This window comes from Pseudomonas sp. C32, assembly GCF_030417915.1.
Taxonomy (GTDB): Bacteria; Pseudomonadota; Gammaproteobacteria; order Pseudomonadales; family Pseudomonadaceae; genus Aquipseudomonas.
Genome location: NZ_JAUHUK010000009.1, coordinates 156,751 through 181,036, shown reverse-complemented (window position 1 = coordinate 181,036; position 24,286 = coordinate 156,751). Strand labels below are relative to the sequence as shown.

Annotated in this window: 25 protein-coding genes; 10 read left to right on the top strand and 15 right to left on the bottom strand. The window is 60.0% G+C overall.

The window, feature by feature from the left end:
- Positions 1-55 precede the first annotated feature (55 nt).
- The 4 genes from zur to QYH43_RS12785 are packed head-to-tail and all read left to right on the top strand — an operon-like array spanning position 56 to position 2,858.
- Positions 56-538, top strand: a complete 483-nt coding sequence (zur, locus tag QYH43_RS12800; RefSeq protein WP_095059722.1) for a zinc uptake transcriptional repressor Zur — start codon at positions 56-58, stop codon at positions 536-538.
- On the top strand, positions 538-1,323 hold the full coding sequence (znuC, locus tag QYH43_RS12795; RefSeq protein WP_007989407.1) for a zinc ABC transporter ATP-binding protein ZnuC: 786 nt from the start codon (positions 538-540) through the stop codon (positions 1,321-1,323). Before zur ends, znuC begins: the two co-directional genes overlap by 1 nt.
- Positions 1,316-2,104 (top strand): zinc ABC transporter permease subunit ZnuB, encoded by a 789-nt coding sequence (gene znuB / locus QYH43_RS12790; protein WP_095059723.1) that lies wholly within the window; start codon positions 1,316-1,318, stop codon positions 2,102-2,104. Before znuC ends, znuB begins: the two co-directional genes overlap by 8 nt.
- A 37-nt stretch (positions 2,105-2,141) precedes the next feature.
- Complete coding sequence (locus tag QYH43_RS12785; protein ID WP_095059724.1) at positions 2,142-2,858, top strand: PA5502 family lipoprotein; 717 nt, start codon at positions 2,142-2,144, stop codon at positions 2,856-2,858.
- Between the two features lie 96 nt (positions 2,859-2,954).
- On the opposite strand, the gene katE is transcribed toward QYH43_RS12785, so the two are convergent.
- Positions 2,955-5,093 carry a catalase HPII gene (gene katE / locus QYH43_RS12780; RefSeq protein WP_095059725.1) on the bottom strand — a complete coding sequence of 713 codons (2,139 nt, stop codon included), beginning with the start codon at positions 5,091-5,093 and terminating at the stop codon, positions 2,955-2,957.
- Positions 5,094-5,303: 210 nt separating this feature from the next.
- On the opposite strand from katE, the gene QYH43_RS12775 reads away from it, so the two are divergent.
- The 3 genes from QYH43_RS12775 to QYH43_RS12765 are packed head-to-tail and all read left to right on the top strand — an operon-like array spanning position 5,304 to position 7,816.
- On the top strand, positions 5,304-6,311 hold the full coding sequence (locus QYH43_RS12775) for a methionine ABC transporter ATP-binding protein (protein ID WP_095059726.1): 1,008 nt from the start codon (positions 5,304-5,306) through the stop codon (positions 6,309-6,311).
- A complete protein-coding gene (locus QYH43_RS12770; protein WP_095059727.1) occupies positions 6,311-6,985 on the top strand; it encodes a methionine ABC transporter permease in 675 nt (224 codons plus the stop codon). Before QYH43_RS12775 ends, QYH43_RS12770 begins: the two co-directional genes overlap by 1 nt.
- Before the next feature lie 60 nt (positions 6,986-7,045).
- Positions 7,046-7,816: a MetQ/NlpA family ABC transporter substrate-binding protein gene (locus QYH43_RS12765; protein WP_095059728.1), complete on the top strand. Its 771-nt coding sequence runs from the start codon at positions 7,046-7,048 to the stop codon at positions 7,814-7,816.
- Between the two features lie 141 nt (positions 7,817-7,957).
- On the opposite strand, the gene QYH43_RS12760 is transcribed toward QYH43_RS12765, so the two are convergent.
- Genes QYH43_RS12760 through QYH43_RS12740 form a run of 5 tightly spaced genes read right to left on the bottom strand, consistent with a single transcriptional unit; the run spans position 7,958 to position 11,857 of the window.
- Entirely contained in the window at positions 7,958-8,593 is a 636-nt protein-coding gene (locus tag QYH43_RS12760; protein WP_095059729.1) for an SCO family protein, read from the bottom strand.
- Positions 8,590-9,489: a heme o synthase gene (gene cyoE, locus QYH43_RS12755; RefSeq protein ID WP_095059730.1), complete on the bottom strand. Its 900-nt coding sequence runs from the start codon at positions 9,487-9,489 to the stop codon at positions 8,590-8,592. Before cyoE ends, QYH43_RS12760 begins: the two co-directional genes overlap by 4 nt.
- Positions 9,477-10,547 (bottom strand): heme A synthase, encoded by a 1,071-nt coding sequence (locus QYH43_RS12750; protein ID WP_301157143.1) that lies wholly within the window; start codon positions 10,545-10,547, stop codon positions 9,477-9,479. The genes cyoE and QYH43_RS12750 overlap by 13 nt, the downstream gene beginning before the upstream one ends.
- Before the next feature lie 10 nt (positions 10,548-10,557).
- Positions 10,558-11,151, bottom strand: coding sequence for a hypothetical protein (locus QYH43_RS12745; protein ID WP_095059732.1), 594 nt, complete (start codon positions 11,149-11,151; stop codon positions 10,558-10,560).
- The gene (locus QYH43_RS12740; protein WP_301157142.1) at positions 11,117-11,857 is read right to left on the bottom strand and encodes an SURF1 family protein; all 741 of its coding nucleotides are present in this window, start codon (positions 11,855-11,857) and stop codon (positions 11,117-11,119) included. Before QYH43_RS12740 ends, QYH43_RS12745 begins: the two co-directional genes overlap by 35 nt.
- Before the next feature lie 71 nt (positions 11,858-11,928).
- Here QYH43_RS12740 and QYH43_RS12735 point away from each other — a divergent pair, with 71 nt between their 5' ends.
- Positions 11,929-12,132, top strand: a complete 204-nt coding sequence (locus QYH43_RS12735) for a twin transmembrane helix small protein (RefSeq protein WP_053152840.1) — start codon at positions 11,929-11,931, stop codon at positions 12,130-12,132.
- 5 nt (positions 12,133-12,137) lie between these two features.
- Here the strand turns inward: QYH43_RS12735 and QYH43_RS12730 are convergent, their stop codons facing one another.
- The 4 genes from QYH43_RS12730 to coxB all read right to left on the bottom strand — a co-directional run bounded on the left by QYH43_RS12730 (position 12,138) and on the right by coxB (position 16,519).
- Positions 12,138-13,025 carry a cytochrome c oxidase subunit 3 gene (locus tag QYH43_RS12730; protein ID WP_095152818.1) on the bottom strand — a complete coding sequence of 296 codons (888 nt, stop codon included), beginning with the start codon at positions 13,023-13,025 and terminating at the stop codon, positions 12,138-12,140.
- Positions 13,026-13,050: 25 nt separating this feature from the next.
- Positions 13,051-13,602 carry a cytochrome c oxidase assembly protein gene (locus QYH43_RS12725; protein ID WP_095059735.1) on the bottom strand — a complete coding sequence of 184 codons (552 nt, stop codon included), beginning with the start codon at positions 13,600-13,602 and terminating at the stop codon, positions 13,051-13,053.
- Positions 13,603-13,716: 114 nt separating this feature from the next.
- Positions 13,717-15,309, bottom strand: coding sequence for a cytochrome c oxidase subunit I (gene ctaD, locus QYH43_RS12720; RefSeq protein ID WP_095152817.1), 1,593 nt, complete (start codon positions 15,307-15,309; stop codon positions 13,717-13,719).
- An 82-nt stretch (positions 15,310-15,391) separates the two neighbouring features.
- On the bottom strand, positions 15,392-16,519 hold the full coding sequence (coxB, locus tag QYH43_RS12715; RefSeq protein WP_095152816.1) for a cytochrome c oxidase subunit II: 1,128 nt from the start codon (positions 16,517-16,519) through the stop codon (positions 15,392-15,394).
- Between the two features lie 369 nt (positions 16,520-16,888).
- On the opposite strand from coxB, the gene QYH43_RS12710 reads away from it, so the two are divergent.
- Complete coding sequence (locus QYH43_RS12710; protein ID WP_095059738.1) at positions 16,889-17,539, top strand: hypothetical protein; 651 nt, start codon at positions 16,889-16,891, stop codon at positions 17,537-17,539.
- 118 nt (positions 17,540-17,657) lie between these two features.
- Here QYH43_RS12710 and QYH43_RS12705 read toward each other — a convergent pair whose 3' ends face one another.
- From QYH43_RS12705 to QYH43_RS12695, 3 genes are all read right to left on the bottom strand, one after another.
- A complete protein-coding gene (locus tag QYH43_RS12705; RefSeq protein ID WP_095152814.1) occupies positions 17,658-19,184 on the bottom strand; it encodes a SulP family inorganic anion transporter in 1,527 nt (508 codons plus the stop codon).
- A 90-nt stretch (positions 19,185-19,274) separates the two neighbouring features.
- Positions 19,275-20,006 carry a carbonic anhydrase gene (locus tag QYH43_RS12700; RefSeq protein ID WP_095059740.1) on the bottom strand — a complete coding sequence of 244 codons (732 nt, stop codon included), beginning with the start codon at positions 20,004-20,006 and terminating at the stop codon, positions 19,275-19,277.
- Positions 20,007-20,249: 243 nt separating this feature from the next.
- Positions 20,250-21,308, bottom strand: a complete 1,059-nt coding sequence (locus tag QYH43_RS12695; RefSeq protein WP_095059741.1) for a PA0069 family radical SAM protein — start codon at positions 21,306-21,308, stop codon at positions 20,250-20,252.
- Between the two features lie 199 nt (positions 21,309-21,507).
- Here QYH43_RS12695 and QYH43_RS12690 point away from each other — a divergent pair, with 199 nt between their 5' ends.
- Positions 21,508-21,813 (top strand): hypothetical protein, encoded by a 306-nt coding sequence (locus QYH43_RS12690; RefSeq protein WP_095059742.1) that lies wholly within the window; start codon positions 21,508-21,510, stop codon positions 21,811-21,813.
- A gap of 63 nt (positions 21,814-21,876) precedes the next feature.
- On the opposite strand, the gene QYH43_RS12685 is transcribed toward QYH43_RS12690, so the two are convergent.
- Both QYH43_RS12685 and prlC read right to left on the bottom strand, forming a co-directional pair.
- The gene (locus QYH43_RS12685; protein ID WP_095059743.1) at positions 21,877-22,158 is read right to left on the bottom strand and encodes a YheV family putative zinc ribbon protein; all 282 of its coding nucleotides are present in this window, start codon (positions 22,156-22,158) and stop codon (positions 21,877-21,879) included.
- Positions 22,155-24,206, bottom strand: coding sequence for an oligopeptidase A (gene prlC / locus QYH43_RS12680; protein WP_301157141.1), 2,052 nt, complete (start codon positions 24,204-24,206; stop codon positions 22,155-22,157). Before prlC ends, QYH43_RS12685 begins: the two co-directional genes overlap by 4 nt.
- Between the last annotated feature and the right edge of the window lie 80 nt (positions 24,207-24,286).

The window sequence follows — 24,286 nt, the reverse complement described above, 5'->3', positions numbered from 1 at the left end:
GAAGAGGCGAGAACGGGTAACATAATAACGTCTCTCACAAAACTCGTCGCCGCTCATGCCTAAAACACCGATTGCCAGCCGCCCCCACGACCACTCTCATTGCGTTCACAGCGCTTTGTCCGAGGCCGATGTCCTGTGCGCACGTCAGGGTCTGCGCCTGACCGCATTGCGCCGGCGGGTGCTGGAACTGGTGTGGCAAAGCCACAAGCCGCTGGGTGCGTACGACATTCTCGCGGTGCTCAGCGAGCAGGACGGCCGCCGCGCCGCGCCGCCAACCGTGTACCGCGCGCTGGATTTCCTGCTGGAAAACGGCCTGGTACACCGCATCGCCTCGCTCAACGCCTTCATCGGCTGCAATCATCCGGGGCACGCTCACCAGGGCCAGTTCCTGATTTGCCGTGTATGCCACGCCGCCATCGAACTCGAACAGAAGTCCATCAGCGACGCGATCATTACCAGCGCCAAAGATGTCGGGTTTGTCGTCGAAGGCCAGACCGTCGAAGTCGTCGGTCTCTGCTCGGGTTGCCAGGGGGCTTGATGAGCAACGCGCTGATTCGCCTGGAGCAGGTTGCCGTCACATTCGCCGGACAGCCCGTGCTGGATAACATCGAGCTGAGCGTCGAGCCGGGGCAGATCGTCACCCTGATCGGTCCGAACGGCGCCGGCAAGACCACACTGGTGCGCGCCGTGCTCGGCTTGTTGAAGCCCGACAGCGGCAGCGTCTGGCGCAAGCCGAAACTGCGCGTGGGCTACATGCCGCAAAAGCTTCACGTCGATCCGACGCTGCCGCTCTCGGTGCTGCGCTTCTTGCGTCTGGTGCCGGGTGTGGACCGTGCGATGGCATTGGCCGCGCTCAAGGAAGTCGGCGCCGAGCAGGTCATCGACAGCCCGGTGCAAAGCGTTTCCGGCGGTGAAATGCAGCGCGTGTTACTGGCCCGTGCCTTGTTGCGCGAGCCGGAATTACTGGTGCTCGATGAACCGGTGCAAGGCGTCGACGTGGCTGGACAGGCCGAACTCTATAGCTTGATCACCCGCCTGCGTGACCGCCACGGTTGCGGCGTGCTGATGGTTTCTCACGATCTGCACCTGGTGATGAGCACCACCGACCAGGTGGTCTGCCTGAATCGCCACGTCTGCTGCTCCGGCCATCCAGAGCAAGTCAGCGGCGATCCGGCTTTCGTCGAGCTGTTCGGAAAGAACGCACAAAGCCTGGCGATCTATCACCACCATCACGACCACGCCCACGATTTGCACGGCTCGGTGGTCAAGGCACCCGCGTCGGGCCAACCCCATGTTCACGGAGATAGCTGCAAGCATGGCTGATTTTCTGCTCTACGCCCTGCTTGCAGGTTTGGCTTTGGCCGTCGTCGCGGGACCGTTGGGGTCGTTCGTGGTCTGGCGGCGCATGGCCTATTTTGGCGACACGCTTTCTCACGCGGCGTTGCTGGGTGTGGCGCTGGGCTTTCTGCTGGATGTCAGCCCGACCGTCGCGGTCACCGTCGGCTGCTTGCTGTTGGCGATCCTGCTGGTGACATTACAACAGCGCCAACCGCTGGCGTCCGACACCCTTTTGGGAATTCTCGCACCGAGCACACTCTCTCTGGGCCTGGTGGTACTAAGCTTCATGCACGAAGTGCGGATCGACCTGATGGCCTATCTGTTCGGCGACCTGCTGGCGATCAGTCCGACCGACCTGGCCTGGATCCTCGGCGGCAGTGCAGCGGTGCTGGCGTTGCTGGTGACGCTGTGGCGCCCGTTGCTGGCGATCACCGTGCATGAAGAGTTGGCCAGGGTCGAAGGCTTGCCCGTGGCGGGGCTGCGCATGGCGCTGATGTTGCTGATCGCCGTGGTGATTGCCGTGGCGATGAAAATCGTCGGCGTATTGCTCATTACTTCGTTGCTGATCATTCCGGCGGCTGCGGCACAACGTCACGCCCGATCACCGGAACAGATGGCACTGGGCGCGAGCCTGCTGGGCATACTCGCCGTGTGTGGCGGGCTGGCACTGTCCTGGTTCAAGGACACCCCGGCCGGACCGTCAATTGTCGTGGCGGCCGCCGCGCTATTTCTGCTGAGTTTTGTTCTGCCCCGTCGAGGGGTGTAGACTTGCTCGTTTTTTGCGCAAATAGAGAGTCGCAGGAATGAAGTCGTTCGCCTCCCGTTATCTGCTCCTTGTCGCATTTTCTGTGCTACTGGGCGCCTGTCAAAGCACGCCACCGGCAGCCACCCAGGCCTCCGATGCGCGGGCCACGGCCATCGCGCAACTGGAACAAAGCCTGGCCAGCAGCGAGCTGGCCACCGCCGAAGATCAATTGGCAGCCTTGCAAGCTGAATCGCCCAACGATCAATCCCTTGAGCAGTACCAGCGGCAACTGGCCGAAGCCTATCTGCTGCGCAGCCAGATCGTGCTGCAAAAGGGCGATGTCAATGCAGCCGCCACCGCCCTGGCCCGTGCCCGCGCCTTGATGCCGAAGGCGCCAGCGCTAACCGGTGGCGTAAACGGTCCTATTGCTGAAGCCCGCAAAGCTGAACTGGAAAAAGCCGAAGCTGCCCTTAAAGCCGCTGAGGCAATGCCAAAAGCCAAAGTCATTGACCCAACCGCTGAAAGCACCACGGTTGCACTGAACATCAACGACATTGCCAAACTGCGTCGCCAAATGGATGCGATCGCCGCCGATGTGGTGAATTATCAGTGCGATGTCAGCATTCAGGCGCCGCGTACTGACGACTATCCATGGCTGGCGACCTTGCTGACCAAGCGCGTGACGAAGCTCGATCCGGAATTTGATCTGAAGCTTGAGCGGCAGATTTTGCGTAGCGTGCCGGCGCAGATGGTTTTGAGTCCGCGTAAGCCTTAACAGCATCGTCGGAACGCCGCCCGGAGCAAGCTCGCTCCTCCCCCCCTGTAGGAGCGAGCTTGCTCGCGATGGCGGCCTCTCTAGCTCCGTAGAGCTTCAGGCCGGAATCGCCTTGGCCTTCTCCTCCCGCTCCCACACCCGATGCTGCCCGATCGCGGCCAGAAACGGTTTGATCAGCTTCGCATCCACGCCCACGATCAACCCCGCATCAACCTCTAGCTTCAACACATCCAGCAACTGCTTCGCTTCGCCCTGCAGCGCAATGGCTTTCAGGTGTTTGTAGGCTTCAAGCAGGTAATGCAGCGCCACGCCGTCAGTACTCAACGCTTTGATCGACGCCGCGCCGCCGGGCACGAACACCGCATCGAAGGCTACCGAGGGCGAACCTTCCATCGAGGCATCGACCGCTAGGGTTTTGCCATCGGCAGTTTTCACTGGCGCCGAACTCGGACCTAACAGCTTCCCGTGCGCACCCTCGGCTTTCAGCGCTTTCTTCATCGCATCAATGGCCGCGCCATCGACACCGTTGGCCGCCAATATCGCCACCTTGCGGGTTTTGATGTTCTCCGGCAGCAGGTTCGCCTGACTCAGCGCCGGAGAGTGATCCAGCGAGATTTTCGGGACCTCGACAGTGCCCGCGGTCGGCGCTGGCAACCCCAGGTTCTGCGCCACGCGCTTGGCCAGCTCCAGATCAATGCTGGAGAGAATCTCATTCACTTCGCGGGCGCGGATCGTTTCCCGTTCGACCTTGCCCAGCTCGAAGCTGTAGGCAGAGATGATGTGCTCCTGTTCATGTTTGCTCATGCTGTGGAAAAACAGCCGTGCCTGGGAGAAATGGTCGCTGAACGACTCGCTGCGCTGGCGGATCTTGTTGGCGTCGATGCGTTCCGGATAGCTCTCGAAGCCGCCATCCTGAGCGGCGGGTGGCGTTTCCTTCGGCCAGCCACCATCGATGGAATTCGGCTCATAAGAGGCGCGCCCCTTGTCGATGGTGGTGCGGTGTTGCGCATCCCGCTGACCGTTGTGGAACGGCGCGACCGGACGATTGATCGGGATCTCATGAAAATTCGGCCCGCCGAGTCGGCTGATTTGCGTATCGGTGTAGGAAAACAACCGGCCTTGCAGCAATGGGTCGTTGGAGAAATCGATCCCCGGCACGATATGCCCAGGGCAGAAGGCGACCTGTTCGGTTTCGGCAAAGAAGTTGTCCGGGTTGCGGTTGAGCACCATTTTGCCCAGCGGTGTGATGGGCACAATTTCTTCGGGAATGAGTTTGGTCGGGTCGAGGAGGTCGAAATCGAAGGCGTGTTCGTTTTCTTCCTCCACCACCTGAACACCGAGTTCCCACTCCGGATAGTCACCGATCTCGATCGACTCCCAGAGATCACGGCGATGGTAGTCGGCGTCTTTTCCCGCAAGCTTCTGCGCCTCGTCCCACACCAGTGAGCAAGTGCCCGCCGTAGGGCGCCAGTGGAATTTGACGAAGCGCGACTTGCCCTCGGCATTGATCATGCGAAACGTGTGCACGCCGAAGCCCTGCATGCTGCGCAGGCTCTTGGGGATGGCCCGGTCGGACATCGCCCACATCACCATGTGCGCCGACTCCGGCACCAGCGAAACAAAGTCCCAGAACGTATCGTGGGCCGAGCCACCGGTAGGGATTTCGTTGTGCGGCTCGGGTTTTACCGCGTGCACGAAGTCGGGAAACTTGACGGCATCCTGGATAAAGAACACCGGCATGTTGTTTCCGACCAGGTCGAAATTGCCTTCGTCGGTGAAGAACTTCACCGCGAACCCTCTGACGTCCCGCACGGTATCGCCCGACCCACGTGGACCTTGCACCGTGGAAAAACGCACGAACACCGGGGTTTTCTGCGACGGGTCCTGTAGGAACCCGGCTTTGGTCAGCACCGAATGGTTTTCGTAACACTGGAAAAAACCATGGGCTCCGGTTCCGCGGGCGTGAACGATACGCTCGGGAATGCGCTCATGGTCAAAATGCGTGATCTTTTCACGCATGATGAAATCTTCCAGCAACGACGGCCCGCGCGCTCCGGCCTTCAGGCTGTTCTGGTTGTCCGCCACTTTCACGCCCTGATTGGTACGCAGGGCCTGTGCAGTGGCGTCGGAGCGGAAGGTTTCCAGGCTGTCGAGCTTGGCGTTGGTGTTGTTGCGGTCGGGGGTATCGGTCCCGGCCAGTGCGCTCTGGGTGGCGGCAGGCTTCTTGGTACTCATCAGGCGTGAACTCCTCGGGCGGTTTGCAGTGGCCTAAGTAGTGACTGGCGGGCATCTTTAGCCGTTCCTTTTTTCTGACCTTTGATCGCGTTATTGCTAAATGGCAGGACAAATACGAAATAAATGCTAAGAACCTCTATACGGACAGGCTAAAATGCGCGCCCGGCTAACCGCTGATCCTTTTCTAACGCGCCCCACAAGGTTCGCTACGTGATCGAGTTTCAAAACGTCCACAAAACCTACCGCGTCGCCGGTAAGGAAATCCCCGCACTGCATCCGACCAGTCTGACGATTGAGAACGGGCAGGTTTACGGCTTGATCGGTCATTCCGGCGCAGGAAAAAGTACCCTGCTGCGTCTGATCAATCGCCTGGAAAATGCCAGCGGCGGCAAGATCATCGTCGACGGTGAAGAAGTCACCGCGCTCGACGCCAACGGCCTGCGCCGCTTCCGTCAGCAGGTCGGGATGATTTTCCAGCACTTCAACCTGCTGGCCTCCAAGACCGTCGCCGACAACGTGGCGCTGCCGCTGACCCTGGCCGGCGAACTGTCGCGCAGCGAGATCGATGCGCGCGTGGCCGAATTGCTGGCGCGAGTCGGTTTGTCCGACCACGCCAAGAAGTACCCGGCGCAGTTATCCGGCGGACAGAAGCAGCGCGTGGGCATTGCCCGCGCCCTGGCGACCAAGCCGAAAATCCTGCTGTGCGATGAAGCCACCAGCGCCCTCGACCCGCAGACCACTGCGTCGGTCCTGCAATTGCTGGCCGAGATCAACCGCGAGTTGAAGCTGACCATCGTCCTGATCACCCACGAGATGGACGTGATCCGCCGCGTTTGCGATCAAGTGGCGGTGATGGATGCCGGCGTGATCGTCGAGCAAGGTTCGGTGGCCGAGGTGTTCCTGCATCCCAAGCACCCGACCACCAAACGCTTCGTGCAAGAAGACGAGCAGATCGACGAAGGCGAACAGCGTGACGACTTTGCGCACGTCCCGGGCCGCATCGTGCGTCTGACGTTCCAGGGCGAAGCGACCTACGCGCCGTTGCTCGGCACCGTCGCCCGCGAAACGGGTGTGGACTACAGCATCCTCGCCGGTCGTATCGACCGCATCAAAGACATCCCTTACGGGCAACTGACCCTGGCCGTGACCGGCGGTGACATGGAAGCAGCCTTCGCCCGCTTCACCGCGGCTGACGTCCACATGGAGGTGCTGCGCTAATGGAAGCCCTGACAAGTTTCTTCGCCAATATCGACTGGTTCGAAATCTGGCTGGCCACCGGCGACACGATGCTGATGCTCGGCGGTTCGCTGTTGTTCACCGTATTGCTCGGTTTGCCGCTGGGCGTTCTGCTGTTCCTGTGCAGCCCGCGCCAGTTGCTGGAAGCCAGAGGCATCTACGCGATGTTGTCGCTGGCGGTGAACATCCTGCGTTCGCTGCCGTTCATCATCCTGTTGATCGTGATGATTCCGTTCACTGTGTTGATCACTGGCACCTCCCTCGGTGTTGCCGGCGCGATCCCGCCGCTGGTGGTCGGGGCCACGCCGTTCTTTGCACGGCTGGTGGAAACCGCCCTGCGTGAAGTGGATCGCGGCATCATCGAAGCGACCCAGGCCATGGGCGCGACCACGCGGCAGATCATCGTCAATGCCTTGCTGCCGGAAGCCCGCCCGGGCATTTTCGCAGCGATTACGGTGACAGCGATTACGCTGGTGTCCTACACGGCAATGGCCGGTGTTGTAGGCGCTGGCGGTCTGGGTGACCTGGCGATCCGTTTCGGTTACCAGCGTTTCCAGACCGATGTCATGGTGGTGACTGTGGTGTTGCTGCTGGTCCTGGTTCAGGTACTGCAAACCGTAGGCGACAAACTGGTCGTCCACTTTTCCCGTAAGTAAGAAATGAGCCGGCCATTCGCTGGCAGGTGCCAAACGGGCACCTCATATGGAGTTAGCTGAATGAAAAAACTACTCGTGGCCTTCGCGGCCGTTGCCGCGTTCTCTGCTCACGCTGAAACCCTGACCGTCGCGGCCACCCCGGTACCGCACGCCGAGATCCTCGAATTCGTGAAGCCGACCCTGGCCAAAGAAGGCGTGGACCTGAAGGTCAAAGTCTTCACCGACTACATCCAGCCGAACGTACAGGTTGCGGAAAAGCGTCTGGACGCCAACTTCTTCCAGCACCAGCCGTACCTGGATGAGTTCAACAAAGCCAAGGGCACCAGCCTGGTTTCCGTGGCCGGCGTACACCTTGAACCCCTGGGCGCTTACTCCAGCAAATACAAAACTCTGGAAGAGCTGCCAAGCACCGCCACCGTAGTCATCCCGAACGACGCCACCAACGGCGGCCGTGCGCTGTTGCTGCTGCAAAAGGCCGGTGTGATCCAGTTGAAGGATGCGAACAACATCCTGTCGACCGTCAAGGACATCACCGCGAACCCGAAAAACCTGAAGTTCCGCGAACTGGAAGCCGCCACCATCCCGCGCGTGCTGACCCAGGTCGACCTGGCGCTGATCAACACCAACTACGCGCTGGAAGCCAAGCTTGATCCGGCCAAGGACGCGCTGTTCATCGAAGGCAGCGACTCGCCGTACGTGAACATCCTCGTGGCCCGTCCGGACAACAAAGACAGCGACGCGATGAAGAAACTGGTCGCTGCCCTGCACAGCCCGGAAGTGAAAGCCTTCATTCTCGAGAAGTACAAAGGCGCAGTCGTGCCGGCGTTCTGATCTGTTGCTGAAATGAAAAAAGGAGCTCCTCGGAGCTCCTTTTTTTACGCCTGGAATTCGGACTCCGTAGGAGCCGGCTTGCTGGCGATTGCGATTCACCGACGCCATCGCCAGCAAGCCGGCTCCTACAAGGGTCGTGTGCTAGTTACGTTTGAGCATGACCGGCAACTGCGCCACCAGTTTCACGTTGTTCAACGGCGCCCGAATGAACCCGCGCTGGGTGCCGTCAGGTCCGATCACGGCGAGGTTGCCGCTGTGGTCCACGGTGTAGTTGGGTTTGCTGGTGTCAGCCGGGATGAACGGGATGCTCAGCGCGTTGGCGACTTTCTGCAGTTCTTCGATCGAGGTCGGGGTCAGGCCGATGAATTGCGGATCGAAGTAGCCCAGGTACTGCTTGAGCTGCTTGGGCGTATCGCGATTGGGGTCGACGCTGACCAGCACGATTTGCAGTTTATCCACCGCCTCGGGTGGTAACTCACTCTTGATCTGACGCAGCTGCGCCAGCGTGGTCGGGCAGATGTCCGGGCAGAAGGTGTAACCGAAGAACACCAGGCTCCACTTGCCTTTCAACTCGTTGATGGTGACCGGTTTACCGTCCTGATCGGTCATCGTCACGTCCGGCAGGTTGCGGCTCTGCGGCAACAGGATGATGCCGGCGTCGATCAACGCTGTCGGGTCGCCCTGGCCCTTGCCGGACAGCACTTTGTTGATGGTCAGGCCCAGGACCAGTGCGATCAGGGCCACAAGGATGAAGACGGTTTTCTGGGTTCGAGTCATAGGTTCAACAGTAAGTAGTGGTCTACGAGCAGGGCGATAAACAGCAGGAACAAGTAGTAAATAGAGTACTTGAACGTGTTGATCGCCGCGTGCGGCCGAGTGCCACGGTACAACACCACGGCCCATTGCAGAAATCGCGCACCCAGCCCAAGCGCGCACACCAGATAGAGCGTGCCGCTCATGTGAATCACGTAGGGCATCAGGCTGACGGCGAGCAACACGAAGGTGTAAAGCAGGATGTGAACCTTGGTGTAGTGCTCGCCATGGGTGACCGGCAGCATCGGGATGTCGGCCTTGGCGTATTCCTCTTTGCGATGAATCGCCAGTGCCCAGAAGTGCGGCGGGGTCCAGGCGAAGATGATCAGCACCAACAGCAGCGGTTCGGCGCTGACGTGACCGGTGGCTGCGGTCCAGCCGAGCAACGGTGGCGCGGCACCGGCGAGGCCGCCGATGACGATGTTCTGCGGGGTCGCACGTTTCAGGAACCCGGTGTAGATCACCGCGTAGCCGAGCAATGAGGCAAGGGTTAGCCACGCGGTCAGCGGGTTGGTGAAGGCCAGCAGCATGGCTTGCCCGAGGGCGGCCAGGACCAGCGCGAAGGTCAGCGCCGCCGTCGGCGAGACCCGGCCTTCGGCCAATGGCCGCTTGTGGGTGCGCGCCATGATCGCGTCGATGCGCCGGTCCACCACATGGTTGACCGCCGCCGCACCACCGGCACACAGGGCGATCCCCAGATTGCCGAACACCAGCACCGTCCACGGCACCCCGGCGCGGGTCGCGAGGAACATCCCGACCAGCGAGGTGATGAGCATCAGCACGACTACTTTGGGCTTGGTCAGCTCCAGGTAGTCACGCCAGATCGCCTGACTGGGACGTTCGCCGATCAGAATCGCCATGGCATTTCTCCTTTTATTGTTATGGGCCCGGCTGAGTGTTTACGCGGGCTGAAGTGCCAGCGCGCTTGCTTGACCCGGACCAGGCTGGTCCGGGCGTGGTAATTGACCAGCACCAGGGTCAGCAACAACGCCGCCCCGCCCGCGTTGTGCGCAACGGCCACCGGTAATGGCAGATGGAACAGCACATTGCTGACGCCCAGGGTGATTTGAGCGGCGAGGGCGATCAACACCAGGCCTGCCAGGCGCGTCATGCCGACCGCTTTGAGTTGCCAGGCCAGGCCGACCAATACCAAAGTCACCAGCAGGGCGCCGATACGGTGCGTCAAATGAATCGCCGTGCGCGCGTCGCTGTCCAGTTGCCCGCCGAGGTAATTCGGGCCGATGTGTTGGGTCAGGTGAAAGCCGTTGGCGAAGTCCGCTGCGGGCATCCATTGGCCGTGACAGGTCGGGAAGTCGATGCAGGCCACCGCGGCATAGTTGGAACTGACCCAGCCACCGAGGGCGATTTGCCCGATCACCAGCAACAGCCCCGCCGTCGCCCAGTGCTGCAAACGTCGCGGCACGGTCAGCGCCGGCAGCACGCCGGACAAACGCAAGGTCAGCAAAAACAACAGGCTCAAGGTCGCAAACCCGCCGAGCAAATGCCCGGTAACCACTTGCGGCCAGAGCTTGAGCGTCACCGTCCACATGCCGAACGCGGCTTGGCCGATCACGACCGCCAGCAGGAACAACGGCAACTTCACCGGTTGCCCCGGATGGCGACGATGCACCCAGGCGCGACCGGCCAGCACCGCGATCAACAGCCCCAGGGTGCCGGCGAAGTAGCGGTGGACCATCTCGTTCCAACCCTTGTGGGCCTCGACTGGTGCGTCCGGAAAATGCAGTTCGGCATGGGCCAGCTGGGCTTCGCTTTTCGGCACGCTGATAAAGCCGTAGCAGCCCGGCCAGTCCGGGCAGCCGAGGCCGGCGTGGGTCAGGCGAGTGTAGGCACCGAGCAACACCACAATCAGTGCCAGCAAGGTGGCAAACAGCGCGAGGCGAAATCCAGGTTTGGCCATGACGATGCCCTTATCCGATGTTCGACAGTTTCAGCAGGTGACGCAGGTCGTTAAGCAGGTCCTTGCCCTTCACCGACGGGTCGTAGCGCAGCACCAGATTGCCGTGGGGATCGATAATCCACAGTTGCGGCACGCTCTGGTCGCCGGTGGTGCGGCTGAAGGTGGTCAGGTCCAGTGGATAACGTTGCAGTTGAGGATATTCCCGTTGCAGCTTGGCGTCGTAGTCGGCGCTCAGCGGTTGCGCGGCGGCCAGGGCATGGCTGGCGCGGGACGCGTCGCGACTGAGGCCGATCTGGACTTGCCGCGCCAGATACACCAGCTGCTGGCAGTCCACCGCGCAATCCTTGGGCGCCGTCACCAACATCTGCCAACGATCGTCCTGGGCCTGCACGCCAATGTCGGCACGGGTCTGACCGTTGCCGATCAGTTCGCCGTGGTAACTGCGGCCCTCGGGCACCCAGAAATTCAGCTTGTACATGCCGGTGGCGAGGATCATCGGACCGATCACCCCGAGCAGGATCAATAGCAACTGCAAGCGGCCCTTGCGCCGGTTCACCGACGGTTTTGCCTCAGACATGCTGGGTGGATTCATGGCCGCTCCCATGGTGTTTCTCCTTTGCGTTGTGCCAGCCGAGATAGAGATAAAGACCGAACAGGGCGATCGCCATAGCGAACCACTGCACGGCATAAGCGATGTTTTTTTCCGGCCCCATGGCCACCACCGGCCAATCGGCCTGATAGGTTGCGGCGCCGGTTTCGGCACGTAATTCGTAGGCAAACCCTTCACGGCTGAGCGCGCTCCAGAGCCTGGCCGGTTCAACCGCCGTCACCAGTTGCGGCCAGGTGTTGCTATCCGGATCGGCATGCAGCTGGAAGGTGGCACCGGGGGAAACGTAGACCCAGGCGTCGAGACTCAAGGCTTGTGTGGGGGTGGTGAATTGCGGCGGGGTGCGCCGGTCCGGCCAGGGCAGCCAGCCACGATTGATCAGCAGCCAGAGCCCGGTCGCGTGGTCCCGGAACGGTTGCAGCAACTCGACCCCGACCTTGCCGTCGCGCTGGCGGTTATCCAGCAGCAGGCTGTGCGCAGCGTCGAACTCGCCCTGCAGACGAACCCGGCGAAAGGCCGGGTCCTGAGTGTGTTGCAACTCGGTGCTGGCCATCGGTTCGGCAGCCCGGCGCTCGGCGTAGTTTTGTAGCAGTGCGCTTTTCTCCGCGCCCCGGCTCAACTGCCAGAACCCCAGGGACACCAACAGCGGCAGCAACAGCGCCACGACCACTGTCGGCACGACGCCCGGCCGGAAACGCTTCATGGCGTCGCCCGCAAATCGGTCCGTGCGATAGCTATACTCAAGTGCATCGCTTGTCCCCCCGGAGTCTCACCATGCTCAAAGCAGCCATCGTCCTGATGCTGATTGCCACGGTTGTCAGCCTGTTCAGCGGCCTGTTTTTTCTGGTCAAGGACGACAGCAGCTCAAACCGCCTCGTCATTGCCTTGAGTGTTCGTGTGACTTTGGCCGCCCTGACCCTGGGTTTGATTACCTGGGGCTTTTTCAGCGGCCAACTGGTCTCCCATGTGCCTTGGTAAAAGGTTTAGAGCACGTAAACGAACACGAACAACCCGATCCACACCACGTCCACAAAGTGCCAATACCAACTCGCTGCCTCGAAAGCGAACTGGTGCTCGTTATCGAAATGCCCGCGCAAGATCCGCATCAGCATCACGAACAGGATGATGGTGCCAATGGTCACGTGCGCACCGTGGAAACCGGTGAGCATGAAGAAGGTCGCGCCGTAGATGCCGGAACCCAGAGTCAGGCCCAGCTCGTGGTAGGCGTGGATGTATTCTTCAGCCTGAAAGCCGAGGAACGCGCAGCCGAGCAGAACCGTGATCGCCAGCCAGATTTTCAGCGCGCCGCGATGGCCTTTTTTCAAGGCATGGTGGGCGATGGTCACCGTCACGCTGGAACTCACCAGCAGCACCGTGTTGAGCAACGGCAGACCCCAAGGGCTGATGACGTCCTTGGGCGGTGGAAACAGTTTCGAGTCGGGGTTGTTCAGCAGCGGCCAGGTGAACTGGAAGTTCGGCCACAGCATGTGCGCCATGCCTTTGGCGCCTTCACCACCGAGCGCCGGCCCGGAAATGTGGCGCACATAAAACAGCGCGCCGAAGAAGGCGATGAAGAACATCACCTCCGAGAAGATGAACCAGCTCATGCCCCAGCGGAACGAGCGATCCATCTGTGCGCTGTACAAGCCGCTGCGACTTTCCTTGATCACCGTGCCGAACCAGCCGAACAGCATGTAAGCCACCAACAGCCCGCCGATGAAAAAGATCAGCGGCCCGTGGGATTCCGGTCGTGCAGCCTTCAGATCGTTGAACCAGGTCGCCAGACCGAACACCGTGACGAACATCCCGACCGTGGCGATGATCGGCCATTTGCTCTGGGCCGGGACGTAATAATGTTCATGAGTTGCCATTTATTGTTCTCCTTATCGGGCACGCTCAACCGCCAGTGATTACGGCTACCGGTGGATGTCGGGCGGTGATATCGAACAGCGTGTAAGACAGCGTCAGGTGCTTCACATCTTTGGGCATGTCACGGTCAACGATGAATCGCACCGGCATCTCGATCCGTTGACCGGGCTGCAGCACTTGCTGGGTAAAGCAGAAACATTCGGTCTTGTGGAAATACGCCGCCGCGGCGCTTGGCGCGATGCTCGGCACGGCCTGGGCGCTCATCGGTTTATCGGTGGGGTTGTGGGCGATGAAGATCATCTCGTTCACCGCCCCCGGGTTCGCGGTCAACTCGTCATGCTTGGGGTAAAAGTCCCATGGCATGTCGGCGGTGTTGGTCGACAGAAACTGCACGCGCACCTGCCGCGAGGTGTCGACCGTTTGCTCACCTTCGTACTGCCCGGCGGTCTTGCCGTTGATGCCGAAGGCCCTGCACATCACGTCGTAGATCGGCACCAGGGCAAACCCGAACACAAACATCGCCACCACCACGGTCAGCAGACGCGTGACCAGTTTCTTCATCGAAATTGAGTCAGCCATGACTTCTAACCCCTACTCCAAATCCTGTAGGAGCTGGCTTGCCAGCGATAGCGGTGTGTCTGACACACCGTTTTAGCTTCATCGCCAGCAAGCCGGCGCCTACAAGGGCGTTGTTCATTTCACTTCCGGCGGCGTAGTGAAGGTGTGATACGGCGCCGGTGACGGAATGCTCCACTCCAGGCCTTCCGCCCCATCCCACGGTTTGGCCGGTGCCGGCGGGCCGCCGCGAATGGTCTTGATCACGATGAACAGGAAGAAGATCTGCGTGGCGCCGAACATGAATGCGCCGATCGACGACACCATGTTGAAGTCGGCGAATTGCAGGTTGTAGTCCGGAATCCGCCGAGGCATGCCCGCCAACCCCACAAAGTGCATCGGGAAGAAAGCCATGTTCATACCGATGAACGACAGCCAGAAATGCAGCTTGCCGAGTGTTTCGTCGTACATGTGGCCGGTCCATTTCGGCATCCAGTAGTAGGCCGAAGCGAAGATCCCGAAGATCGCCCCCGGCACCAATACATAGTGAAAGTGCGCGACCACGAAGTAGGTGTCCTGATACTGGAAGTCCGCCGGGGCGATGGCCAGCATCAACCCGGAGAACCCGCCGATGGAGAACAGGATCACGAACGCCACCGCAAACAGCATCGGCGTCTCGAACGTCAGCGAGCCTTGCCACATGGTGCTGGCCCAGTTGAACACCTTCACGCCCGTTGGCACCGCGATCAGCAGCGTGGCGTACATGAAGAACAACTCGCCCACCAGCGGAATGCCGACCACGAACATGTGGTGCGCCCAGACGATGAACGACAGGAAGGCGATACTCGCCGTGGCGTAGACCATCGAGGTGTAACCGAACAGCGGCTTGCGCGAGAAAGTCGGGATGATCGCGCTGACGGCACCGAAGGCCGGCAGGATCATGATGTACACCTCGGGGTGTCCGAAGAACCAGAACACATGCTGGAACAACACCGGATCACCGCCACCGGCGGCACTGAAGAAGCTGGTGCCGAAGTGGATGTCCATCAGCATCATCGTCACGCACCCGGCCAGTACCGGCATCACCGCGATCAGCAGGAACGCGGTGATCAGCCAGGTCCAGACGAACAGCGGCATTTTCATCAGCGTCATGCCGGGGGCGCGCAGGTTGAGGATGGTGGCGATCACGTTGATCGCGCCCATGATCGAACTGATCCCCATCAAGTGGATGGCAAAGATGAAGAACGTCACGCTTTCCGGTGCATACGTCGTCGACAACGGCGCGTAGAACGTCCAGCCGAAGTTCGGCCCGCCACCGGGGGTGAACAGGGTCGAGATCAGCAGAATGAACGCCGCCGGCAACAGCCAGAAACTGAAGTTGTTCATGCGCGGCAAGGCCATGTCTGGCGCGCCGATCATCAGCGGAACCATCCAGTTGGCGAGGCCGACGAATGCCGGCATCACCGCACCGAAGACCATCACCAGACCGTGCATGGTGGTCATCTGGTTGAAGAATTCTGGCTGGACGATTTGCAGCCCCGGCTGGAACAGCTCGGCGCGAATCACCATCGCGAACGAACCGCCCAGCAGGAACATGGCGAACGCAAACCACAGGTACAGCGTGCCGATGTCCTTGTGGTTGGTGGTCAGCACCCAACGCATCAGGCCTTTGGCGGGGCCATGGGCGTGGTCGGTGGCGGTATGAACATGTTCATCGATTACAGCAGTCATGTCCTGTCTCCTGCAAACAGATGGGCTGGGCAGGCCGGGGTACATTGCCCCGACCGGTTCCTTACGTGCGCAATAGACCGGGTCATTTGCTTTCCGCCTGTTTCAGCTCCAGCACTTCTTTTGGCGTGACCATGTCGCCCTTGTTGTTGCCCCAGGCGTTGCGTTCATAGGTCACGACCGCTGCGATATCGACTTCCGAGAGCTGTTTGCCGAACGCCGCCATCGCTGTGCCAGGCTTGCCATGGAAGACAATGCCCAGGTGAGCGTCTTTCGGCCCGGTGGCGATTTTCGAGCCCTTGAGTGCCGGGAACATTGGCGGCAGGCCCTGACCTTCGGCCTGGTGACAGGCCACGCAGGTGGTGTGGTAGACCTTGTCGCCGCGCTCCTTGAGCTCGTCGAGTGTCCATTCCTTGCTGGTCAGCTCTTTGAGTTGCGCGGCCTCAGCCTTGCGCTCGGCCAACCATTTTTCGTAATCGGCCTTTTCCTTGACCTCGACCACGGTCGGCATGAATCCGTGATCCTTGCCGCACAGTTCAGCGCACTGGCCGCGATAGATGCCGGGCTTTTCGACGCGGGTCCAGGCTTCGTTGACGAACCCCGGAATCGCATCGCGCTTGACCGCGAAGGCCGGCACCCACCAGGAGTGGATCACGTCCGCGGACGTCACCAGGAAGCGCACCTTGGCACCGACCGGCAACACCAACGGCTTGTCGACCTCAAGCAGGTAATGCTCGCCCTTGGCTTCCTTGTTGTGGATCTGATCGGCGGGTGTGGCCAGGTTGCTGAAGAACTCGACGTCCTGGCCCAGGTATTTGTAGTGCCACTTCCACTGATAACCGGTGACCTGGATATCGATCTCCGGCTCACTGGCGTCGTACATCTTGATCAGGGTCGCGGTAGCGGGAATCGCCATCACCACCAGGATAAGAAAGGGCACGATGGTCCAGAGGATTTCGACGGTGGTGCTTTCATGAAATTTGGCGGCCACCTGCCCGGTCGAGCGGCGGTGGAGGATCATCGACCAGAACATGGCCCCAAAGACGATGATGCCGATCACTACACAGATCCAGAAAATGGTCATGTGCAGGTCAAACACAGCGTGACTGATTTCAGTCGCTCCAGGCGCCATATTCACAGTCCAGGCCGCTTGCGCCTGACTGAAAATCGACCACAACAGGAGGCCCATCCAGACATGTGGATGTCGCATCATTGCGGGTTCCCCTTATCGTTCTTGTTATCCCGCCGGCTTTCACCTGCGGCAAGGGAGCGGCTGCATCAGACTACGAACTTGAGCACCGGGCCTTGCTGCATATGCAGTCGGGCGTCATCAGCTAACTCCATTCCAACCCGAGTATAGACAGCACCTCCGACCTCGCAATGTGAAGGCGTAAATGATCTGAAACAGCATTCACTTGCTTTGCAGGGTGCGAATGGAGAAGGATGCAGACGAGTGGTGGCGAACCGATATAACGGGGGCGTCTCAAGGATGAAATAATTATGACAAATGCGTCTTAGCATTTTTCGTAAGCCAGCTAAGTTATGTCTTCCATATTTCATTGCCTTGTTCCCTGGAGTTTTCATGAACACCGCCGCATTGCGCGAGCAGATCCAAACAGCCCAACAACACGAAGCCGAGACCCGCCTGCTGACACGTCAGCTGGAAAATAAACTGCCTCATCTACACCCGGCGATCCAACTGCCGGAAACCGATACCAACGGCGTTCTGACGCGTTTTGTCGCCGCCTACATTGAAGAAGTACCTGATCTGCTGGATGCAGCCAATGAAGTCGCCAGGGAAGCGGGCATTGAGTCACAGATCAAACCGGTGCTGAAAATCGCCGAACAGTATTTCATTCAGCCACCCGCCATCATGGCCGGGCACATCGGGCTGGACGGTTTGCTGGACGAAGCCTATCTGGCGCACCGTTTTGTCGAAGAGGTCAACGACCTGTACATCAAGCATTTCGGCCAGCCACTGATCCCTTTGGACATGACTGTCGCCAACCTGATTGCTCACCAATTGATCGGTGAGGAATTTGCCAACCAACTGGACGAAGTGGTGCATCACGCCATTGACGAGATGCTCAACGACGAAAGCTTCGCGCTGGAATCGGTGGAAGCCTACCGTGAGAAACTCAACAGCCCGGACACCGGCGCCGCGTGGAAACGCTGGCCGTGCATGTCCCGCCGCCTGGGCGTAGGCCTGGAACTGGATCAGCCGGCGGCTTGATCCACCGGTAAACACATCCCCTGTAGGAGCGAGCTTGCTCGCGATGAGGCCATGTCATTCAACATCAATGTTGACTGATCCGCCTCTATCGCGAGCAAACTCGCTCCTGCATTGGTTTTTAGCCAGCCGCACCGATACCGGTGTTGGTACGAACCCTGCCTTCAAGCCTGCGCTTCAACCCTCGCGACTCAATCAACAGTTTCGAGCCCTTGGCCGAATTCGCCCGTCCCCATTCCTCCAGCAATTCCAGACACGAATGATCGATGTAGCTCAGGTTATTGAGCGGCACATGCACCGTCGTACCCGCAGGAATGCTGCCCAGCACCTGGGTCAGCGCCGGCACTTTGAGGAAGGTCGCCGCGCCCACCAGACGCAATTCCATTTCCCCCTCCTGTGGCAGGTCGATCAGGCTGATTTTCAAGCGTGAGGCTTTCAACGCCAGCTTCACCAACGTCAAGCCAAAGCCGATCAACACACCCGTCAGCAGATCCGTGAACACGATGGCGAGGGCGGTGGCCGCATAGGTGAACATCGGCGCTCGACCATAGCGGCCCAAACCGCGAAAGACCTTGAGGTCCACCAGTTTGAAACCGGTGTACACCAACACGCCCGCCAGGCTCGCCACCGGAATGCTCTGCAGCACGCTGGACAGCAACAGCACGAACGCCAGCAACCACAGCCCGTGGAATATGGTCGAGAAGCGGGTCGTGGCGCCGGCCTGCACGTTGGCCGAACTGCGCACAATAACGCCCGTCATCGGCAATGCACCGAGCAAGCCGCACAACATGTTGCCGATACCTTGCGCCGACAGTTCCCGGTCGAAGTCCGAGCGCTGCCCGCTGTGCATGCGATCAACCGCCGCGGCCGAAAGCAGCGTCTCGGCGCTGGCGATGAAGGCCACGGCAAACGCGGCAATCAGCAAGGTCGGATCAGCCAGGTTGAGCAAATCCGCCGGTTTCAGCCAGTCGATGGCCTCCGTCAGGTTGGCCGGCACTTCAACCCGTTTGACCTGCAATGCCAACACCAGGCTGGCAAGTGTTGCCAGACCGACGCCCAGCAGCGCGCCGGGGATGAAGCGCAGGGATTGTGGGCGGAATTTTTCCCACAGCCACATGACGACAATCGTCGACAACCCGAGCAAACCGGCTTGCCATCCCAGCGTCGGCAACGCCTGAGCCAGCGCTGCCGGGAAACCGGCCAGGTTATCCAGACCCGAGGGTTTAGGCACGGCATCCAGCATCACATGCACCTGGGACAGAACAATCAGCACGCCGATCCCGGCCAACATGCCGTACACCACCGCAGGTGCTGTCACGCGAAACCAGCAACCCAGTTTCAAACGACCGGCCACCAGTTGCAGAAAACCCGCGAGCAACAGAATCGGCCCGAGCATGGCGATGCCGTGCTGGCGCACCAGTTCGAACACCAGAACCGCCAGGCCCGCCGCCGGGCCGCTGACTTGCAGCGGCGAACCGGCCAGCCAACCGACCACCAGGCCACCGATGATGCCCGTTATCAGACCTTTGGCCGGTGGCAGTCCCGAGGCAATCGCGATGCCCATGCACAAGGGCAGGGCGACCAGAAACACAACCACCGAAGCCAGCAGCTCCCGTGGCAGAACAGTTTTGAGTTGAGCTGCACGCATGGTGAGTCTCCCGAAGTTTTCTTCAGGCATGGCAAAGCCGGGCTGCCTGATCGGCAGCCTCGGCTAAACCACACAAGGATTTAGGAGTATTTAGAAGCGCGCTTTGGGCGTCGCCACGGGAATCGGCAGGCTGCCATTGAGCGGCAGGAAACAACCTTTATCAGCGTCGTAGGCTTTGATTTCGCTGGTTTCGATGTTGTAGACCCAGCCGTGGATAAACAACTGACCGTTGGCCATGCGCGAGGCCACCGACGGGTGGGTGCGCAAATGCTGCAACTGGGCGATGACATTCTCTTCGGTGAGGATGTGCATGCTTTCGCTTTCGTTGGCGCAATTGCAGTTGTCCTGGACCATGGTCTTCGCCACTTCGGCATGCCGCAGCCAGGCTTTGACCGTGGGCATTTTTTCCAGGCTCTGGGGGTTCAGCACCGCACGCATCGCACCGCAATCAGAATGCCCGCAGATGATGATGTGATGCACACCGAGGGCCAGCACCGCGTACTCGATGGCGGTGGAAACACCACCGTTCATTTGCCCGTAGGGCGGCACAACGTTGCCGACGTTGCGGGTCACGAACAAATCGCCGGGAGCGCTTTGGGTGATCAGTTCCGGAACGATGCGCGAGTCGGCGCAAGCGATGAACATCGCGCGCGGCCGTTGGGCCGTGGCGAGTTTTTTGAAGAGTTCTTCCTGCTGCGGAAAGATCTCATGATGAAAATGCAAAAAGCCTTCAACGATATGCTGCAGCGCTGCATCGGCGGTTTCCGCCTCGGGTTCGGCGGAAGCCGACGCAGCCAACGGCTGTTTATCCTTGTCACTCATGATTCATCCTCTTTGGCGGAGTCAGGGAATCTTCCCGTGTTGTCCGGTATGAAGCCAGTGCCTGTGTAAAAAACATCCAGGCCGAGCATCTCGACCCATCAGTCACTCGATGAACAAGGTAGCGGCCGAATCTTAATTCAAACTGAAGAAACCGCTCTGGAATGCGTGTTCCAGATCACAAAAAACGTGACCAGCCTAATGGCAAAGTGAAATCCACCGTACTCAACCATAGGCCAATTGTCCTCAAATCAACGACATCTGGCGACCCGGCGGACAAAAGGCATCACAGTCCAGATTAAAGCCTTCCCGGTGATTGAGTCCCAGACGCCTGATCGCTTTGCTAAAACGTTGCGCCAACAGGTCGGCAAAAGGACCTTCACCACGCATTCGCGCACCAAAGCGACTGTCGTAGAGTTCGCCGCCCCGGCTCTGGCGAATCAGGCTCAACACGTGCGCGGCCCGTTGCGGGTAGTGGGCAGCCAGCCACTCTTCAAACAACGGCGCCACCTCCAGCGGCAGGCGCAACATCATATACGCAGCGCTTTGCGCCCCGGCCGCCTGAGCCTCGGTGAGCAGGCTTTCGAGTTCGCTGTCGTTGATCATCGGAATCATCGGGGAACACAACACGCCGACCGGAATGCCCGCGTCGCGCATCACCCGGATCGCGCGAAGCCTGGCCTTGGGCGCCGCCGCGCGGGGTTCAAGGATGCGCTTGAGTTCGTCGTCCAGGCTGGTCAGGCTGATCATCACCGCCACCAGCCTGTGCCGGGCCAGCTCGGTCAGCAGGTCGAGGTCGCGCAGAATCAGCGAGCCCTTGGTGACGATGGTCACCGGATGCCGGTAGCGCAGCAGCACTTCGAGGGTTTGTCGGGTGATCTTGTATTCGCGCTCGATCGGCTGGTATGGATCGGTGTTGGAACCCAGATTGATCGGCGCGCATTGATAGCCGCGTTTGGACAGCTGTTGCTCCAGCACATCGACGGCATTGGTCTTGGCGATCAGTTTTGTTTCGAAATCCAGCCCCGGCGACATGTCCCAGTAAGCGTGGCTCGGCCTCGCGTAACAATAAATGCAGCCGTGTTCGCAACCGCGATAGGGGTTGATTGAACGATCAAAGGGCAAGTCCGGCGAAGTGTTGCGGGTGATGATGGATTTCGCCGTCTCAATGCTCACCTCGGTACCCTGCGTGGTGGGCACCTCTTGATACCAGCCGTCGTCCTCAGCCACTGATCGGCTGGGGGCGAAGCGATTATGGGGATTGGTCGCGGTGCCGCGGCCACGTGGGGGCAAGGGCGTGTGCATGGGGAAACCCTGATAACTGTATGCGCATACAGTATCCCGACAAGAACGCGCTCACCAGTGCCGTTCGGCATTTTCCTGGAGGCTGGTTAGTGCGAAGCAACTAAGAGATACAGATAACGGCTGGCTCAAAAGTTTGAAACACCGGTATCGTTGTTTCGCTGCACACAGGGATATTCATATTAATTAAAAGGATTTAGTGATGTCGTTCTTCAACCGTCGCGGTATCTTTCTGCAAAAGCTTGGCCCAACTATTGTCGACCCAAATGAAGTTCTCGTTTCAATGCAGTTCGCATTGAAAGAGGACGGATGGGATGCTGAAAACTCGCTGAAAACCACGGCGCTGCTAGATTCCACCAGCCTGATCGCCTCTTCGTATGATGGCGGAAAATCGTTCAACCTCGGCAACGTCAATAAAGACATTGATGGAGACGGCGATATCGACGCCGATGACAAGGCCAAACTTCTGGCACTGGCTAAAGCCTATGTCGATATTGTCAGGCCTTGATTAAAACTTAAAAAAAGCCCCCATTGCAGGACGCAATGGGGGCTTTTTTGATTACTCGTTTTATTACTCGTCCGACTTCTTCTTGAGCTTCGGATTCGGGAAAAACTGAACCGCCTGAACCTTGGTATCCGGAGCTTTTGGCGCGGTGACGTTCACCCGCGTTCCCAGCTCCTTGGGCACCGAAAGCCCCTGTTCATTCAGCGTGTCAGAGTATCCACAAGCCACGCACTCGCGATGTGGCACGCTGTCCTCATTCCACATCATCAGTTTGTCCGGCTCGCTGCAGGCCGGGCAGACCGCCCCGGCGATAAAGCGTCGTTTGGTAATCACAATCCCCTCACTCATGCTGCCGCGTCCTCACTCAGGCCGCTGTGGCGCAAGAGTGCGTCAATCGAAGGCTCACGGCCACGGAAGTCGACGAACAGCACCATCGGTTCCTGGGAACCACCGCGCGCAAGGATCGCTTCACGGAATGCGCGACCGGTGTCGGCGTTGAGCACGCCGTCCTCTTCGAACTTCGAAAACGCATCCGCCGACAACACTTCAGCCCACTTGTAGCTGTAGTAACCCGCCGCGTAACCGCCAGCGAAGATGTGCGCAAAGCTGTTGGGGAAACGGTTGTAAGCCGGTGGCCGCATGACCGAAACCTCGTCACGCACGCCTTCGAGCAATTGCAGCACGCTGCGGCCATCGCCGTGGGTGGCATGCAATTCGAAGTCGAACAGCGAGAATTCCAGTTGGCGGACCATCATCAGGCCGGACTGGAAGTTTTTCGCTGCGAGCATCTTCTGCAGCAAGTCTTGCGGCAGTGGTTCGCCGCTTTCGTAATGACCGGAAATCAGCGCCAGGCCTTCCGGCTCCCAGCACCAGTTTTCCATGAACTGGCTCGGCAGCTCGACCGCGTCCCAAGCAACGCCGTTAATGCCGGACACACCGGCGTGCTCGACGCGGGTCAGCAGGTGGTGCAAGCCGTGACCGAACTCGTGGAACAGCGTGGTCACTTCATCGTGGGTCAGCAGCGCAGGCTTGCCGCTGTCGGCCGGGGTGAAGTTGCACACCAGGTTGGCCACCGGGCTTTGCAATACGCCCTCGGCGGTACGGCGACGGTCGCGGGCGCCGTCCATCCAGGCTCCGCCACGCTTGTTGGCGCGGGCGTAGAGGTCGAAGAAGAAGCGGCCGACGTGCTGGCCGTTTTCCTTGATTTCAAACAGGCGAACATCCGGGTGCCAGGTGTCGAAGCCTTTCTGTTCGGCAATCTCGATGCCGTACAGGCGCTGAACAATGGCGAACAGGCCGCCCAGCACTTTATCGATCGGGAAGTAGGCGCGCAGGGCTTCCTGGGCCACGCTGTAGCGTTGCTCACGGAGTTTTTCACCGTAGAAACCGCTGTCCCAGCTTTGCAGATCCGGGCAACCCTGTTCGGCGGCGTACGCCTTGAGCTGCTCCAGGTCCTGAGCGGCGAACGGCTTGCTGCGCTTGGCCAGGTCGCGCAGGAAACTCAGCACCTGATCGCTGGACTCGGCCATTTTGGTCGCAAGGCTCAGTTCCGAAAAACTGGCGAAACCCAAGAGTTTGGCCAGCTCCTGACGCAGGTCGAGGATTTCTTCCATGACCGGGCCGTTGTCGTTCTGGCCGGCGTTCGGGCCTTGGTCCGACGCACGGGTGCAGTAGGCGGCGTAGACTTCTTCGCGCAACGCACGGTCGTGGGCGTAGGTCATCACCGCGTAGTAGCTCGGGAATTCCAGGGTGATCAGCCAGCCGTCCAGGCCTTTGGCTTGCGCGGCGGCCGCCATTTGCGCCTTGGCCGAATCGGTCAGGCCGGCGAGGGCGGCTTCATCGGTGAGGTGCTTGGTCCACGCCTGGGTGGCGTCGAGCAACTGGTTGGAAAAGCGGCTGCCCAACTCGGACAACTTGCTTTGCACTTCGGCGTAGCGCTTCTGCTCGGCTTCCGGCAGGTCGATACCCGACAGACGGAAGTCACGCAAGGAGTGTTCCAGAATAGTCTGCTGCGCCACGTCGAAACCGGCAGCTTCCGGGCTGTTGGCCAAGGCTTCGAAGGCCTGGAACAGTTCGCGGTTCTGGCCCATTTCGGTGGAATAGGCGCTCAAGGCCGGCAAGCACGACTCGTAGGCTTCGCGCAGTTCGGCGCTGTTGCACACGGCGTTGAGGTGGCTGACCGGGCTCCAGGCAGCGCCGAGGCGATCATTGAGCTCGTCCATCGCCAGCACCAGGCCGGCCCAGGTCGGCTGTTTGCCCTGGGTCTTGAGGATCTCGAGGATGGCGGCGCGGTTGTCAGCCAGGATCTGTTCAATGGCCGGCTGCACGTGTTCGGCACGGATCGCAGAGAACGGCGGCAAGTCGTAGGACTGCAAAAGAGGGTTGTTCACGCTCACAGTGGGCACCTTGGCTGGAGAAACATGCGGCCATCTTAATTACAATCGACGCTCACCGCAGCTATCAGCAACAGAGAGAA